This is a genomic window from Actinoallomurus sp. NPDC050550 (assembly GCF_040655075.1).
Taxonomy (GTDB): domain Bacteria; phylum Actinomycetota; class Actinomycetes; order Streptosporangiales; family Streptosporangiaceae; genus Actinoallomurus.
Map to the genome: position 1 here is coordinate 112,510 of NZ_JBFAJC010000023.1, position 15,022 is coordinate 127,531.

Genomic DNA, 15,022 nt, shown 5'->3' on the forward strand with positions numbered 1-15,022 from the left:
GTTGGCCGCGTCAGAGCCCGAACAGTGGAAACAGCCCTGAGCCGTGGAACGCGACGATCCGGCAGACGCCCTCGGTTGTGAGTGTCAGTACGTGTAGCGCATGTGGGTGGTGTGCGCCGTCGTGGCCGCGGGCGTACACCGCGAAGGCGGGTTGTCCGTTGGCGGAGGTGGGGACCAGTGCGGCCGGTCCGATCACTCGCATCTGTTTGGCCAGGAAGGCGAGGATGGTGTCGCGGCCTTCGAACCAGGTCGCGATCGGCGGCATTTCCCATCTGGCGTCCGCGGTCAATACCGCGACGAGTTGATCGACGTCCGCGGTTTCGAAGGCGGTGACGTATCGGTCGAGCAGGGCCCGCTGTCGTGGCTCGGCGGGTTCGGTCAGGTCGTCTTGGCTGAGCGGAACCTGGGCTCGGGCGCGCTGGAGCGCGCTGTTGACGGCCGCCGTCGTCATCTCCAGCAGTTGCGCGACCTCGGCGGTACGCCATTGCAGCACGTCGCGAAGAATCAGCACGGCTCGCTGTCGCGGCGGCAGCTGCTGGAGCGCTCCCACCAGCGCGAGCCGCAAAGTCTGTCGTTCTACCACGACCGTCGCCGGATCGGCCGGTGCGGTGGTGAACAGGAAGTCGGGTATCGGCTGGAGCCACGGCACCTCCCGAGCTTGTGCGCCGAGCGCCGCATCCAGGTCTGTCTGGGGGGCGCCGAGATCCGCGGGCAGAGGCCTGCGTCTACTTTTTTCCAGCGCCTTGAAACACGCCCGGGTCGCGATACGGTACAGCCAGGTACGCAGCGACGACCGTCCCTCGAACGCGTCGTAGGCACGCCAGGCGTCGAGGTAGACGTCTTGCACCACCTCTTCGGCCTCGTCGACCGAGCCGAGCATGCGGTAGCAGTAGGCGAGCAGCTCACGCCGGAACGGTTCGCTCAGCCTTCCGAAATCCTTGTCGCCGGCCTTGGCTTCAGTCATGGTGTGCATGATCCGCCGATTCTGTGGTGGTGGGGTGCGCGGCTCGCCCCGGTCGGGCCGTATTCGTCGTGTCGCTTCAGCCACGAATATCGCGGCACCTGGGGGTATCCGTCGGGGGAGTCCTCCCAGTCCTCTTGGCGTCCGAGTGCGGTGAAGTCGAGGAAACCCAACGTTGCTCCCATCGGCTCGTGTTCGCGATCGTTGATGAAGTACGTGCGGTAGACGTTGTCGCCGTCGCGGATGAATGCGTTGGTGCCGTACCACTCGGCCACGCCGAAGTCGGCGTCGAAGCTGTCGGTGATCGTGTACCAGGGCATGGCCCAGCCCATGCGCGCTTTCATCCGTTCGATGTCGGGTTGCGGTGCGCGTGAGGCGAACGCGAGCGTGGTGTCGCGGGCGTGGAGATGCGCGAGATGGGCGACCTGGTCGGCCATCAGCGAGCAGCCGACGCAGGCGTGGTCGGGCCAGCCGTCCACGCCTGGCTCGAAGAAGGCGCGGTAGAGCAGCAGCTGACGACGGCCCTCGAACAGGTCGAGCAGCCGGGCGGCGCCGTTCGGACCGTCGAAGGCGTATTCCTGGTCCACTTTCAGCCACGGCATCCGCCTGCGCTGAGCGGCCAACGCGTCCCGGGCGCGGGTCAGCTCCTGCTCCTTCGTCAACAGGCGCAGCCGGGCGGCCTCCCATTCCGCCGGCGTGACGACCTGGGCCCGGGAGGTGTTGTTCATCGTGATGTCCCTTGTGAGAGGAATTCGGATCAGTGGACGGCGATGTCAGCCATGTCGATGGCGACGAAGACGATCTGGTCGTCGCCCATTGGGGCGTAGGCCCGTCGCGTGGCGGGGATGACGATGCCGTCGACGTCGCGGTAGTCGGCGGCGTAAAGCTGCGACTCGACCGTCCGGCCGACGATGTCGATGGTGAAGTCGTGGCGGCGCAGCAACCCGTCCGGGCCGAAGCAGAACACCTGCGTGCGGGTGTGGCTCTTGATGTGTTCGGGGAAGGTCACTTTCAGCCGCCGCCATGTTTCACCGTCGGCCTCAATCGGGGCGATCTCCTCGCAGACGAACCCCGGCCAGGTGAACAAGAACGGCGTATTCAGGTACGTCCACAGTGCTTCACCGGTGAAGTACGCGAGATGCAGGTCGTCCCACGGCGTCCCGAACTGGTGGCCGTCGAACGACCGTTCCGGGTCGTCGCGTGCCTCGACCACCGTGCCGATCGGTCGTTGCAGGACGACCCGGTCGGGTTCGAAGACCGACCGTCGGTCCTGGCCGACGAAGTCCATGGTCAGCCGTTCCCGCGTGGTGTCCACCTCGAAGCGGACCTTCGTCAGCGCGTCGCCTTGTCCCTTGATCTGCCAGAAGGCCCCGGTGATGGCGGCGTCGACAGCGATCGTGTGGATCCGGTTCCACCGGTCCACGCCACCGTGCGCGGCGACGGCGCTCGCGAGTAGATCGTTCATTGCTCTTACTCCTCTGTAGGGATGCCCCGGCCGCCGTTTCGGCGGCCGGGGCGAGTCGGGTCAGTCGACGATGATTCCGCCGGTCAGGTTGGCGACGGTGCCAGTCATCGCGGATGCCCGGTCGGAGGCGAGGAACACCGCCGCTTCCGTGAGTTCGGCCAGCGTGGTCGGGCGCTTGCGGTGGCTCATACCACTCGCTAGCGCAGTGAACTGCTCCTTGGTGATCCCCAGCGCGTCGGCGTGCAGCCCGTACACGACGTCGATGACCGGTGTCTCCACCATGCCCGTGGTGCGTAGGCAGATCGCGCGAACACCGTGCTGGGCCCATTCGGCCGACAGCGCGCGGTTGAGACCTTCCATCGCCGCCCAGCCGACGCTCATGCCGCCCACCAGGGGCAGTGGCAAGCGGGCCGGTTCGGGTGTGTGCATCATGATCACCCCCGACCGCCGGGCGATCATGTGCCGTGCGGCGGATTTCGCGGTGATGAAATGAGCCTGGGCATACGTGGTGATCGGGCGCAGGAAATTCTCGACCGGCAGTTCGGTGAGCGGTATTCCCTGCAATCCCACGGGCGAGATTCCGATCGCGTTGAACGACACGTCGATGCTGCCGGCGTCGGCGACGACCGCGTCCAGGTGCTCGGTCACGGATTTCTCGTTCCCGGCGTCCACCACGGCGGTCTCGACCGCTCCACCCGCGGCGGAGATCTCCTTCGCGACCGTGTCGATGACGTCGAGATTTCGCGCAGTCAGGAACACCCTGGCACCTTCGTGAGCGAAACCGCGGGCCACCGCATTACCGACCGCGCCGCCCGCGCCGTAGACGACGACATTCTTGTTTTCCAGCAACATAACCTTCTCTTTCTGGTTGCTCACGCCATCGCGTGAAGTCCGTGGCCGGTGAGCTGGTACTCCCGGTGCTCGTCCTGGTTGTCGGTGTCCTGGCACAGCCGCGCGATCTCGGCACCGACGATGGCCGGCGTGAGAAGCGGTTCCAGTGCCGCCGCGAATGTGTTGGTGTCAATTCCCTGCCGCTGGGCGTATGCGGCGACCCCAGCGGCGCCGAGTTCGGTGGCAGGCGTCAGTTGCGGCAGCACGGTGGCGAAGCCGATGCCGAGTTGGGCGCGGCGGGATTCATCGGCGGCGTATCCGGCGAGAAATCGGATCATCGCCTTTGCGCCCGAGTATCCGCCGCTGAGCGGTGAGCCGCGCAGGGCAGCCCCGCTGGATATCGCCACCACCAGGCTGCCTGGCGTCAGCGGGTGGCGCAGTGCCGCGCGGATCCAATGGAAAGCGTGTTGGGTGTCGACCTGCCAGTTGCGGCTGAACGATTCCCAGGACTGTTCGTGTACCGGGCCGATGGCGGGTGTCGCGCCCGCGTTGAGCACGAGCAACGTCGGTTGGTGTTGCTCGATCAGGGTGCGGGCGGTCACCGCGTCGGTCGCGTCGGCGACAACCGGGACGAACGCCGCCCCCAATCGTCGGTGCACGTCCGCCAATGCGTCAGCGGTGCGCGCAACGCCGACGACCTGGTGACCTTGGTCGATCAGCGCGGCGGCGATCGCCGATCCGAAGCCGCGGCCCGCTCCGGTGACCACCGCCGTGGTCTGTGACTGGCGCGTTGAGCTCATACCTGTACAGAGGCGAGCTCACCGCGAAAGTCATCGCTGCGGCTCGGTTCGGGTTGCCGACACGGATTCGTCGAACAACCTCAGCGCCATCACCCCATGCGCGGCGATACCGCCCGCACACCGCCGCGGCGACCATCGCGACACGCTGTCGTCGCGGAACAACCTCGCCGGCGCCTACCAGCCGGCTGGGGACCTAGGCCCTGGGTTCCTCGTCGAGATCGACGCCATCGCGGTCGTGTGACGCCCCCGCGCCGTCAACACGGAAAGTCTCGCCAAGGAAGCCCGTGGAAGGCGACTTAGCGTGACTCTTCGAGTTCCTCCCACTCCCGGCACGGGTCGCAGATCCGCAGTCCCCCGCCTCAGGCCAGGCAGCGCTCGCAGCTGCGGAGCCGGTCTCGGTGGCCGGGTGGCGTGCCGGGAAGGACGAGGACCGGACCGCGCCGGTGTTGGAGCAGGCCCGCGTGGTCGAGCGCGTCGGCCAGTGCCGAGCGGTCAAACTGTCCCGGGAGCTGGCGGAGGTCTTCCTCCCGGACGAGGCGGTCGCCGTCCCGAGCGGCCAACGCGAGGCGCGCCATCGTCAGGCTTCCCTGTCGGCGGCGAGCCGTTCGTGGGTGACATCGGCGTGCGCTGATGCGGGATCCGCCGCGCGCAGGGCCTCTGCGGAGATGAGGGCGGTCGAGCCCGGTGCCGTACAGGCGTAGGCGCCCGCAACCGTGCCGAGGCGGGCGCAGTCCCGTACGTCCCGGCCGGTGAGCCTGCCGTACAGGAAACCGCAGACGAAGGCGTCACCGGCTCCGTTGGAGTCCACCGCCGGTGCGGGCGGGACGGCGGCCGGGAGGTGCAGGGGGGTCGTGTCGCCGTCGCGGGTGAGCAGGTAGGCCCCGTCCGCGCCGGCCGTGGCGACGACGATCTCCGCGCGGCCCTCGCGGAGGATCTCCCGCATCAGCGTGGGGGTGCGGTCGCCCGCCTTCGCGGCGCTGAAGAAGACGAGGTCGGAGCGGAGGGCGAACTCCCGGTGATGGTCGGCCGCTCCGTCCCAGTCGTGCAGGTCCGTGGAGACCGGGACGCCGAGGGTCTCGATGTCGTCGTAGAGGAAGCGCGTGAAGTTCATGATGGACAGGTGGACGTGCCGTGCCCGGCGGAGCCAGGGCAGATAGTGGTCCCGGGGCATCCGCAGGTCGGCGGGGTCGCGGCCGTCGTAGAAGGACATCCGGCGGCCGGTCGCGTCCACCAGGTTCACCGCGCGGCGCGTGCCGGCGGGGGAGATCAGCGGGGCGAACTCCACGTCGCCTTCGGCCAGCCGTTCGCGCACCTGTGCGCTGATCCAGTCGTCGCCGATGTAGTCGAGCAGCGCGACCTTCAGGCCGAGTGCGCGGGTGCCGAGGGCGACGTTGCCGCCGGTGTGGCCTGGCCACTCCTCGATCGGGCCGACGGGGACCGAGTCGGCGAGTGGGACCGGCAGTGAGCCGACGCGGACGATGGTGTCCACGCCGCTGCCTCCGACCACTACGACGTCGTACGCCGCCTGCCGTGGATCCACCCGTTCCTCCTCGGTTCGCCGGGCGCCAGTATGACGTCCTACGGCCGCCAGTGCGCTGACCACCTGGAACGTCCCCGTATGATCACGTCTGTTTCGGCCTCGCTTTTATGGAGTTTTAGTGCGATACGGGATTGTCCTCGCAACCGTCGCCGTCGGTTCGCTCGTCGCCGGGTGCGGTGGTGGCGGAACCGAGCAACCCGCGGCGCACTCGTCGTCGCCGAGCGCGTCGAAGGCGGCCGCCGCCTTGACCGAGGCGCAGGCACAGGCGGTCTTCACCAACTACGAACGGGTCAACAACGAGGCGAACGCGAAGGTCTCCGACGCGCTGCTGCGCGAGAACGAGACCGGTCCGATGCTCGAGGTCGATCTCGTGGGCAACAAGCGCATCCGGGCCAAGCAGGAAACGAAGATCAAGCCGTTCCACTACAAGAGCCCCCAGTTCTTCATCCCGCACGGTGTGAGCCCCGCCTGGTTCGCGGTCTTCGCGGCGGTGAGCAGCAGCGACAAGGAGTACGTCGTCTTCGTCGACACCGGCGGCGGCAAGTACAAGGCGGCCATGGGATCGTGGCTCGCGAAGGGGCAGAAGCTCCCGTCGATCGCACGGGGTGCGGACGGCTCGGCGACGGCGGTGACGACCGGACCGGCCCTCGACGTCGGCACCCGGCTCTCCTCGTACCTGTCGTACGTCGCGGCCCGCCGGAAGGCTCCGGCGGGATTCGTTCCCGGTCCGCTGACCTTGAAGCTCGGTCAGCGCTGGGCCAAGGACGTTTACAAGATCAACAGCGGCAACCGGTGGCAGGGGCGTTCCGAGTGGGCGCCCCGGACGCAGCCCGTCTACGCGTTGAAGACCACCGACGGTGGCGCGCTGGTCCTGAGCCCCGCTGACCAGGCGCTGAGCTACACGGCGACGCAGCCGAACGTGTGGTACCAGCCCCCTTCGGACTTCAACGGACTGGGACCGAAGCGCTACTACCACCGCTTCAGGGGCGAGTGGCTGTGGACGTTCGCGACCCAAGTGCCGCCCCAGGGCCCGGCATCCGTCGTGGCCAGCGGCGTACACGCGATCAACGCGACCGGCAGCTGACGCCGCCCGGCCACCGGGCGCCCGGCGGGAACAGGCTTCCCGCTCTCGGCGCCCGGTGAGGAGCGGCGCAGGCGACCCCGGTGGACTCAGGCCCGCTGGGGGAGCGGCGCGTCGAGGAACGGGACCACGGCGGCCGGCAGCGCCGGGGACGTGGAGATGTCGTAGTGGGTGGTGCCGGGCAGGATCGCGAGCCGCGCGGCGGGGCGGGCCGAGCCGTCCCAGCCGGCGTCGCGGAGGCCGCCGCCGAGCAGGGCGAAGAACTCCATGATGTGCGCGGGCCGTACGGAGTCCGCGTCGGCGAAGACCAGCATGGTGGGTGCGGTGAGCGCCGCGACCTCCGCCGACCAGTCGAAGTCACGCTTCAACAGTTCGCTCGTCTTGCCGAGAAGGGCCGGAAAGTCCTCCACTCGCGGTGCGAGGCGGGCGTACAGCTCGTAGACCGGGGACTGTTTCATCGGCTCCGCCAGATGCGGGCCCATCTGGTCCATCGTCGCCAGGACCTCCGGGAACCATCCGTCCCGCTTGCAGGGGATGGAGACCAGGACCAGGCGGCGTACGCGCCGCGGATGCTGGATCGCGGTGCGCAGGGCGACCTCGGCGCCGAGGGAGTAGCCCATCACGTCGGCGTCCGCCAGGCCCAGGTGAGCGATGAGCGCGGCGATGTCGTCGGCCATCGTCTCGGGGCGCAGCGGCCGGTCGATGTCGGCCGTGCGGCCGTGGGCCTGGAGGTCGACCGTGATCACCCGCCGGTTTTCGGCCAGCGCCTGCAGGGTCGGGCCGAACAGCTCGCCCGCGCCGAGTCCTCCGTGCAGGAGGACGAGGGGCTCGCCGGAGCCCTGCTCCTCGAAGTACAGCGACAGCCCGTTCACGTCCGCGTAGCTCATCACGTCGTCCTTCCAGTCAGTGGTGTTCCGCCGTTCGACAGGTAGAACGTCGGCGGGCCGCGGAACTCATCGGTTCACCGGTGATGAAGATGAAAGTCGTGAGCGTGCCGTCGCCGTCGAGGTCAGCGGACCAGTCGGAAGAAGGCCCGCAGCTCCTCGACGAACGGCCCGGGCTGCTCGAACGCTGCGAAGTGACCGCCCTTGTCCGGCTCGTGCCAGTACCGGATGTCGGTGAAGCGCTTCTCGGCCCACCGCTGGGATGGCCGGGGGTTCTCCTTGGGGAAGATGGAGCAACCGGCCGGGACCGTCACCACGTCCGTCGTCTCGGCGGTGAAGACCCGTTGGACCTGCTTGAAGCTCTCCCAGTAGAGCCGGGCGGCGGACGCGCCGGTCCCGGGCAGCCAGTAGAACATGAGGTTGTCGAGGAGTTCGTCGCGGGTGAGGGCGTTCTCGGGGTGACCGCCGCAGTCGGTCCAGGAGCGGAATTTCTCGATGATCCAGGCGCAGAGCAGCACCGGGGAGTCGACGAGTCCGTAGCCGATGGTCTGCGGCCGGGTGGACTGCTCCAGCGAGTATCCGTCCTCGGTCTCCTGGGCCCGCTCGAGGTCGGCGAGCGCGGCGGCCTCCGCGTCCGTGAGGTCGCCGAACGTGGCCGGGTCCGGGGCGGCCAGGGGCGGGACGAGGTGGATGCCCGCCACGTGGTCCGGATCCTGCCGGCCGATGAGCGTGGTGATGGTCGTGCCCCAGTCGGAGCCCTGCGCGCCGTACCGGTCGTAGCCGAGGCGGGCCATCAGCCGGATCCAGGCGCCGGCGATCCGCTCGACGCCCCAGCCGCGGCGGTCCGGCTTGTCGCTGAAGCCGTAGCCAGGCAGCGACGGGCACACGACGTGGAACGCGTCGCGGGCGTCGCCGCCGTACGCCGCTGGGTCGGTGAGCGGCCCGATCACCTTGAGGAACTCCACGACCGATCCCGGCCAGCCGTGGGTGAGGATGAGCGGCAGCGCGTCCTCGTACGGCGAGCGGACGTGGAGGAAGTGGATCCCGAGCCCGTCGATGGAGGTCCGGAACTGCGGCAGGGCGTTCAGGCGCCGCTCGGTGGCCCGCCAGTCGTACTCCTCGGCCCAGTACCGGCACAGTTCGCGCAGGTAGTCCAGGGGTACGCCCTGCGACCAGTCGTCGACCGTCTCCTCCTCCGGCCACCGCGTGCGCCTCAGGCGTTCCCGCAGGTCGCCGAGTACGGACTCGGGTACGTCGAGCTGGAACGGGATCACGTCGTCGGTCATGCCGTCCTCCTCATCAGAGCGTGAGGCGCGCGTCGTCGGGCCGGTCATCCTTCGGCCAGGAGGAGCGCCTGCTGGGGAGCGAGCCGGACGCGGCCGGTCCTGGGCCGGTCGGGCGTGACGGAGGGATCGGCCGTGTCGAACACCGCCGGCGCGGGCAGGTCCAGATCGGGCACCGGGGTGTCCCGCAGGTTCACCACGGCCCAGAGTGCTCCGCGGCGGTAGGCGGTCACCGGTTCGGCGAGCACGGCCCTGGTCACGTCGTCGGTGGCGGCCAGCAGGTGGGTCAGCCGGCGTCTGGTGGCCAGCAGCCGGCCGACGGTGTTCAGGTGGGATGCCGGGTCGTCCTGCTGCATCACCACCGTCTCGTCGTCACCGCGTGCGCCGTCGGGCAGCCACGGACGCCCCGTGGTGAACCCCAGACCCGGGCCGGGGTGCCACGGCATGGGGGTGCGCGCGGCGTCGCGGCTCTCCTCCGGCTGGGCGGCGCCCAGCGGGTCGGCGCCATGGCCGGGCGGCACATGCCCGTCACCCAGGCCGAGTTCCTCGCCCTGGTAGAGCCAGAAGGTTCCCGGCAGCAATGCCATCAGGACGTGCAGCGCGAGTGAGCGGCGCCGTCCCCGGAGCCCCTCCCCGAACCGGGTGACGGCACGGGAACGATCGTGGTTGCCCTGGACCCAGGAGAGTCGTGGCGACGCCGCTACGGCGGCCTCGACCATGGTGTCGATCCGGTCGGCGTCCCAGCCGGTCTCCACCAACCCGAACCAGAACGACGAGTGCAGCCGCTCGCCCTCGACGAATCGTGCCAGCGCCCGAGGATCGAGTTCGTAGACCTCGCCGACGAGGAAGGCGTCGTGCCGGTCGGCGATCCGCCGCCACCGCTCGTGGACGGCGTGCACGCCGGGCTGGTGGATGTCGTGACGATGCTCCTGGCGGCGCCAGTCCATCGTCACGCCCCGCACCGGGAGGGTCCCGCCGGCGGGCAGCGGCGGGTTGTCCCGCAGGTCCGCGTCCTTGACGAGGTAGGCGGCGGTGTCGATGCGGAAGCCGTCCAGCCCCCGCGCGAGCCAGTGCTCGACGATCGCGTCGATCTCGGCCGCGAGCGCGGGATTACGCCAGTTGAGGTCGGGCTGTTCCGGGCGGAACAGGTGCAGGTAGTACTGACCGGTCGCCGGGCTGAACGTCCAGGCAGGCCCGCCGAAGTGGGACGGCCAGTTGTTGGGCGGGCCGCCGTCCGGGGCCGGATCCCGCCAGATGTAGTAGTCACGGTGCGGGTCCGTCCGTGAGGAGGAGGCGGCGACGAACCAGGGGTGGGCGTCGCTGGTGTGGTTGACGACCAGATCGCCGATCACCCGCATCCCGTGGCGGTGCGCCTCCGCCAGCAGCCCGTCGAGGGCGGCCTCCCCGCCGAACAAGGGATCCACGGCTCGGTAGTCGGCGACGTCGTAGCCGTGGTCGCGCATCGGCGAGCGGAAGAAGGGTGTCAGCCACACAACATCGACCCCGAGCCGCGCCAGGTGATCCAGGTGCGCGCTCGCCCCGGTCAGGTCGCCCCAGCCGTCACCGGTGCCGTCCGCGAACGACGGAAGGTACACCTGGTAGCCGACGGCGTCGCGCCACCACGGCCGAACCCGCGACCGTTCCAGCAGCTGGGCCAGCCGGCCGAGGTCGGGCAGGGACAGATCGCCGGACAGCCCCCGGAGCGCCGCGGTCGACATGCCCGCCGCCCGCCCGGCGGCCAGCCCTGGCTCGGAGTCCTCCACCACGAGGCAGGCGGATGGAAGAACCCCCAGGCGAGCCGCGGCCTTGAGGTAGCCCTGGGGATCGGGCTTGCCCGCTCCCACGTCGTCGATCGTGAGGACGAACGGCGGGTCGATTCCCGCCGCGTGGAGGCTCGCCTCGGCCAGCCGTCCGTCGGCGCTGGTCACCACGGCCCACGGCAGTCCGAGCCGGTCGAGTGTGGCGAGCAGGAGACCCGCGCCGGGCGCCGCGGTGACGACCGCCAGGTTCTCGTACTGCAGGGCGTGCAGCCGCCGCGCCGCCTCCGCGACCGCGTCCTCGTCGAGTTCGGGAAGCAGCCGCCGAACCGTACGTGCGGCCGGGTTCCCGTGGGCGATGGCGAGCACCGAGTCGACGTCGACGCCGTTCTCCGTCGCCCAGATCGACCAGGCGCGCTCGACCGAAGCGTCGGAGTCGACGAGAGTGCCGTCCATGTCCAGGAGAACCGCTTCGATCGCTCCGAGGTCCGTTCGTTGTCGTCGCACAGTGTCCCCTTCGATTAAACTCGTGTGGCGAGCATAAACGAGGAGAAGGTACGCATGGCAAGCCCCCGACCGCGATCCGCGCGCGCCAGGGACGTCCGCTGGCGCGGCGCGCTCGCCGTACTCGACGAGATGCGCCGGGAGCCGGGCGTGACCCGGGCGGCCGTCGCGCGCCGACTCGGTCTCAGCACCGGCTCGGCCACCGAGATCACAGCCCGATTGCGCGACCTGTCCCTTCTCGCCGAGACGCCTGCCGCCACGGCGGCCCGTGGCCGGCCGACGACCGTGCTCACCCCCCATCCGGACGGGCCCGTCGTGATCGCTGTGGACCTCCGGCAGGAGGACTGGCGGTGCGCGGTCGCGCCGCTCGACGGACGGCCCGAGATCGCGGAGACCGGCACTCACCGAAGCCGCGACCCCGAGCATGTGATCGACGCGGTCGCGCAGGGGGTGCGGCGCCTCCACCGCCGTCATGGAGATCGCGTCCGGGCGGTCTCCGTGGCGATCGCCGCGACCGTGCAGCGCGGCAGGGTCGTCCAGTCCTCCGTGCTCGGCTGGGACGCGGTGGACCTGGCGGCGCTGGCGGTCGATCCGCGTATGCCGCTGCTGATCGGCAATGACGCGACCCTCGCAGGCCTCGCCGAGGCCCGGCAGGGCGTCGCCGCCGGAGCCGCGACCGTCCTCCACATCACCGTGGAGGTGGGCGTCGGCGGCACCCTGGTCGTCGACGGCCGGCCGGTGGACGGCGCGACGGGCGCCGGCGGGGAGTTCGGTCACCTGCCATTCGGCGATCGCGACCTGCGCTGCCCGTGCGGCGCCCGGGGCTGCTGGGACCTGGTGGTCGACGGCCGGGCCATCGCCCGCCATCTCGGCGATCCTCCACCCCGCGACGCCCGTACGTACGCGGAGCAGGCCCTCGCCCGCGCGCCGGCGGACCCGCGCGTCCGGGCCGCCATCGGCCGCACCGCGCGCGGACTGGGCGCCGGTCTCGCCGGACTGATCAATGCCGTGGATCCCGCCATCGTCACCCTGGGCGGCCTCGCGGAGTCACTCCGGGTCGCGGCCGAGCCGGAGTTCACCGCTGCCCTGGCCGACGGCCTCATGCGCTTCCGCCGCGCGAACCCGCCCGCCGTGGTCGCCGCCACTCTCGGCCGCGACGGGGCACTGCACGGGGCGGTGGTGACCGCGCTCGACCACGTCCTCACCGAAGACGGCCTCGCCGCCTGGGCCGCCCTCCGGTCCTTCGCGTAGGCGTCAAAGGTCGGCACCGGCCGTCAGCCGATGTGGCGATCTCCTCCGTCACGATCTTGCGGAGCAGCTCGGCGGCCTCGGTGAGCCGGGCCGGAGGGGAAGCGGTCCTTCGGCGCGGTGACGCTCACCCCGGCCGCGGGGGTCGTACGGCCGAGGAAGATGGGGATCGCGGCGCAGCGTACGCCCCCTTCGTTCTCCTCCAGGTCGAGCGCGTAGCCCTGCTCGCGGATGCGTCCCATCTCCTCGGCCGGCGCCGGGGTCGAGGTGATCGAGCGCCGGGTCCTGGCGGCCGGCGGCTGGTGGGTCTTGGCCCAGAGCCGGATGGCCTCGTCGGTGGGATAGGTCCAGGCGAGCAGCGCCTTGCCGACCCCTGTCGAGTGGGCGGGGTTCCGTCCGCCGATCACCGAGGACATGGTGATCGGGTGGATGGCCTCGACCTTGTCGACGTACCCGACCTCCGCGCCGTCCAGCACCGCCATGTGCACGGTCTCGTTGAGCTCCTTGCGCAGCCGCATCAGCACCGGCTGGACCAGCGCCCGCAGGTCGAGCCGGTCGTGGAAGCGGAACGCCGCCGCCATCAGCTCGCTGCCGAGGAAGTAGGGCCCGTTGGGCTCGGGTTGCGACGCGAACCCTCGGTGCTTGAGCGCGCCGAGCAGCCGGCGCAGCGAACTGTGGGGGATCCCCGAGCGGATCGCGAGCTCCTCCAGAATGGTGCCCTGGCCGCTGTGGGACAGCAGCTGGCCGGTACCGTCCGATAGGGCGTTGCGACCTGCGCGCAGGTTAGCCGCCCGCCTGGTCGCTGTCCTTGAAGCCGCCCCAGCCGTGCCAGCGATCGATCTCGATCCAGGCGCTGAACCGGCGGCGGTCTCGCTGCGGGTACGCCTGGCCCCCGTAGTGCCGGGACAGCCGGTCGATGTCGGCGAGATCCTTGTCGTCACGTATCTCGGCGACGTGGCCGATCAGTGTGACGTGGGAGTACCAGTTGCCGTCGAGGACCGTCAGCGTGACCCTGGGGTCGTTGCGCATGTGGTCGAGCCGCTTGCGGCCCTCGTCCATGTTGACCAGCACCCGGCCGTCGTCCCAGAGATACCAGGTGGCCGCGGAGACCGGCTGCCCGTCGGATCGCAGCGTGGCGATGACGGCCGGGTTGGGCTTCTTCAGCATGGCGACTGCGGTCTCGGGGAGCGGCGGCTTCGACATGACTTCTCCTCCTATGGTGATGGGCCGCGCCCGGGGGCGTCCCGGAACGCGTCTCCACGCTGCCATATCCCGGCGAGGGGCGTCCGCGTCGCCCCTCTCAGCGGCGGGCGGTGACCTTGATGAGCGTGCCGTCACCGTACGGATCGGGATCGCCGAGGATCGTCGGGGCCATGGCCACGACGATCCTCGGCGACATGCCGGGATCGACCGCCACGTCGTCCGCGGTCGCCCCGTGGTGTCGCGCCGACGGCGTCTGCCACGCTTACGCCTCCGCCGACCTCGGCTTTCCCCTGGCCGACGACGGAACCATCCTCGAGCTTTGACCTGGAGAGGCGACTCAGCCCGTCGTCCAGTGACGAAGTTTCTCGGGGTTGCGTACGGCCCAGATGTGCTTGATCCGGTCGCCCGCGACCTCGAACGCGAACACCGTCACGGTGACGCCGTCCTGCTGAGCCACCAGACCGGGCTGACCGTTGACCGTACGCTCCAGGAACGTCATGTTGCCGGGCCTCCGGTCGGCGATCTCGACCCAGGCGCGCGCGATCTGCTCGCCGCCTTCGATGGGTCGCAGGAAGGTGACGGCGAGGCCGCCGCCGTCGGCGGTCGCCGTGGCATCGGGGTCGAGCAGGCCGACCAGGGCGTCGATGTCCTTGGCCTCCCATGCCTGCTTGAAGTCCCTGACGATGCCGGCCTGCTGGGCTGTCGGACTCGCGGGGCCCCGCGATTCGCGAATGCGGCGGCGGGCCGAGGAGGCCAGCTGGCGGCATGCCGCCGGCGTACGGCCGACGATCTCGGACACTTCGGCGAAGGGATAGCGGAAGACGTCGTGCAGGATGAACGCGACGCGTTCGGCCGGGGTCATCGACTCGAGCACGACCAGGAAGGCCATGTTGACCGACTCATCCAAGGTGACCCGGTCGGCCGGGTCGACGGTCGCACCGCCCGGCCGCCCGCTGATCCACTCCGTACGCTCGGGCAGTGGCTCGGGAATCCACTCGCCCACATACCGCTCCCGCCTCGCGCGCGCCGAGCCGAGCACGTCCAGGCAGATGCGACTGGCGACCGTCGTGAGCCAGCCGCCGGGGGACTCGATGGCCTCCTGCTGCTGCCTGGACATGGCGTACCAGCGGGCGTAGGTCTCCTGGACGACATCCTCGGCCTCGGCCAGGGAGCCGAGGAGCCGGTAGGCGAGATTGATCAGCTGCCGCCGCTCGCTCACGATCGCGTCCAGGCCCGGATCGGGCCGGCCCTCTCCTGGCCCGTATTCGGTGGTCATGGTGTCGCCCCCTGGTCGTATCCGCTCTCACCGGTTCGACGAGACAGCCCCCCGGAATGTGAGGTCACACGTCGCCTCACATTCCGGGGGGCTGCGTCGTCGTGCTGCTGAGACGAACACATCATCCAGCGGGCAGCAGGCCCGGGAGACACCAGGACCCGCTCCTCCGTCCCCCGTGATCGCGCTGAC

16 protein-coding genes and 1 pseudogene are annotated in these 15,022 nt (G+C 70.1%); 3 read left to right on the top strand and 14 right to left on the bottom strand.

Features of this window, described 5'->3' with window-relative positions:
- Nucleotides 1-10 precede the first annotated feature (10 nt).
- The 7 genes from AB0I04_RS29030 to AB0I04_RS29060 form a co-directional block, all read right to left on the bottom strand.
- Entirely contained in the window at nt 11-964 is a 954-nt protein-coding gene (locus AB0I04_RS29030) for a sigma-70 family RNA polymerase sigma factor (RefSeq protein ID WP_360891106.1), read from the bottom strand.
- Entirely contained in the window at nt 961-1,689 is a 729-nt protein-coding gene (locus tag AB0I04_RS29035; RefSeq protein WP_360891108.1) for a DUF899 domain-containing protein, read from the bottom strand. The genes AB0I04_RS29030 and AB0I04_RS29035 overlap by 4 nt, the downstream gene beginning before the upstream one ends.
- 29 nt (nt 1,690-1,718) lie before the next feature.
- Nucleotides 1,719-2,426 carry a hypothetical protein gene (locus AB0I04_RS29040; RefSeq protein WP_360891111.1) on the bottom strand — a complete coding sequence of 236 codons (708 nt, stop codon included), beginning with the start codon at nt 2,424-2,426 and terminating at the stop codon, nt 1,719-1,721.
- Between the two features lie 60 nt (nt 2,427-2,486).
- Nucleotides 2,487-3,302: an SDR family oxidoreductase gene (locus AB0I04_RS29045; RefSeq protein ID WP_360891114.1), complete on the bottom strand. Its 816-nt coding sequence runs from the start codon at nt 3,300-3,302 to the stop codon at nt 2,487-2,489.
- Complete coding sequence (locus tag AB0I04_RS29050) at nt 3,299-4,057, bottom strand: SDR family oxidoreductase (protein ID WP_360891117.1); 759 nt, start codon at nt 4,055-4,057, stop codon at nt 3,299-3,301. The genes AB0I04_RS29045 and AB0I04_RS29050 overlap by 4 nt, the downstream gene beginning before the upstream one ends.
- A gap of 359 nt (nt 4,058-4,416) precedes the next feature.
- Nucleotides 4,417-4,632, bottom strand: a complete 216-nt coding sequence (locus AB0I04_RS29055) for a hypothetical protein (protein WP_360891120.1) — start codon at nt 4,630-4,632, stop codon at nt 4,417-4,419.
- A gap of 2 nt (nt 4,633-4,634) precedes the next feature.
- Nucleotides 4,635-5,597, bottom strand: a complete 963-nt coding sequence (locus AB0I04_RS29060) for a carbohydrate kinase family protein (protein ID WP_360891123.1) — start codon at nt 5,595-5,597, stop codon at nt 4,635-4,637.
- A 118-nt stretch (nt 5,598-5,715) separates the two neighbouring features.
- On the opposite strand from AB0I04_RS29060, the gene AB0I04_RS29065 reads away from it, so the two are divergent.
- Nucleotides 5,716-6,681, top strand: coding sequence for a hypothetical protein (locus AB0I04_RS29065; RefSeq protein WP_360891125.1), 966 nt, complete (start codon nt 5,716-5,718; stop codon nt 6,679-6,681).
- Nucleotides 6,682-6,767: 86 nt separating this feature from the next.
- On the opposite strand, the gene AB0I04_RS29070 is transcribed toward AB0I04_RS29065, so the two are convergent.
- The 3 genes from AB0I04_RS29070 to AB0I04_RS29080 form a co-directional block, all read right to left on the bottom strand.
- Complete coding sequence (locus tag AB0I04_RS29070; protein ID WP_360891128.1) at nt 6,768-7,565, bottom strand: alpha/beta hydrolase; 798 nt, start codon at nt 7,563-7,565, stop codon at nt 6,768-6,770.
- A gap of 122 nt (nt 7,566-7,687) precedes the next feature.
- Nucleotides 7,688-8,848, bottom strand: a complete 1,161-nt coding sequence (locus AB0I04_RS29075) for an epoxide hydrolase family protein (protein WP_360891131.1) — start codon at nt 8,846-8,848, stop codon at nt 7,688-7,690.
- 44 nt (nt 8,849-8,892) lie between these two features.
- Nucleotides 8,893-11,109, bottom strand: coding sequence for an HAD-IA family hydrolase (locus tag AB0I04_RS29080; protein WP_360891134.1), 2,217 nt, complete (start codon nt 11,107-11,109; stop codon nt 8,893-8,895).
- 54 nt (nt 11,110-11,163) lie between these two features.
- Between AB0I04_RS29080 and AB0I04_RS29085 the strand changes: the two genes are divergently transcribed.
- A complete protein-coding gene (locus AB0I04_RS29085; protein WP_360891137.1) occupies nt 11,164-12,357 on the top strand; it encodes an ROK family transcriptional regulator in 1,194 nt (397 codons plus the stop codon).
- Between the two features lie 23 nt (nt 12,358-12,380).
- On the opposite strand, the gene AB0I04_RS29090 is transcribed toward AB0I04_RS29085, so the two are convergent.
- The 3 genes and pseudogenes from AB0I04_RS29090 to AB0I04_RS29100 all read right to left on the bottom strand — a co-directional run bounded on the left by AB0I04_RS29090 (nt 12,381) and on the right by AB0I04_RS29100 (nt 13,557).
- Complete coding sequence (locus AB0I04_RS29090; RefSeq protein WP_360891232.1) at nt 12,381-12,935, bottom strand: IclR family transcriptional regulator; 555 nt, start codon at nt 12,933-12,935, stop codon at nt 12,381-12,383.
- A gap of 51 nt (nt 12,936-12,986) precedes the next feature.
- Nucleotides 12,987-13,190, bottom strand: a pseudogene (locus AB0I04_RS29095) (helix-turn-helix domain-containing protein); the annotation flags it as partial.
- Nucleotides 13,138-13,557, bottom strand: coding sequence for a PPOX class F420-dependent oxidoreductase (locus tag AB0I04_RS29100; RefSeq protein WP_360891140.1), 420 nt, complete (start codon nt 13,555-13,557; stop codon nt 13,138-13,140). The gene AB0I04_RS29100 and the pseudogene AB0I04_RS29095, both read right to left, overlap by 53 nt.
- Nucleotides 13,558-13,751: 194 nt before the next feature.
- Between AB0I04_RS29100 and AB0I04_RS29105 the strand changes: the two genes are divergently transcribed.
- Nucleotides 13,752-13,880, top strand: coding sequence for a hypothetical protein (locus AB0I04_RS29105; RefSeq protein ID WP_360891143.1), 129 nt, complete (start codon nt 13,752-13,754; stop codon nt 13,878-13,880).
- A 14-nt stretch (nt 13,881-13,894) separates the two neighbouring features.
- Here the strand turns inward: AB0I04_RS29105 and sigJ are convergent, their stop codons facing one another.
- Nucleotides 13,895-14,833 carry an RNA polymerase sigma factor SigJ gene (sigJ, locus tag AB0I04_RS29110; RefSeq protein WP_360891146.1) on the bottom strand — a complete coding sequence of 313 codons (939 nt, stop codon included), beginning with the start codon at nt 14,831-14,833 and terminating at the stop codon, nt 13,895-13,897.
- Nucleotides 14,834-15,022 lie beyond the last annotated feature (189 nt).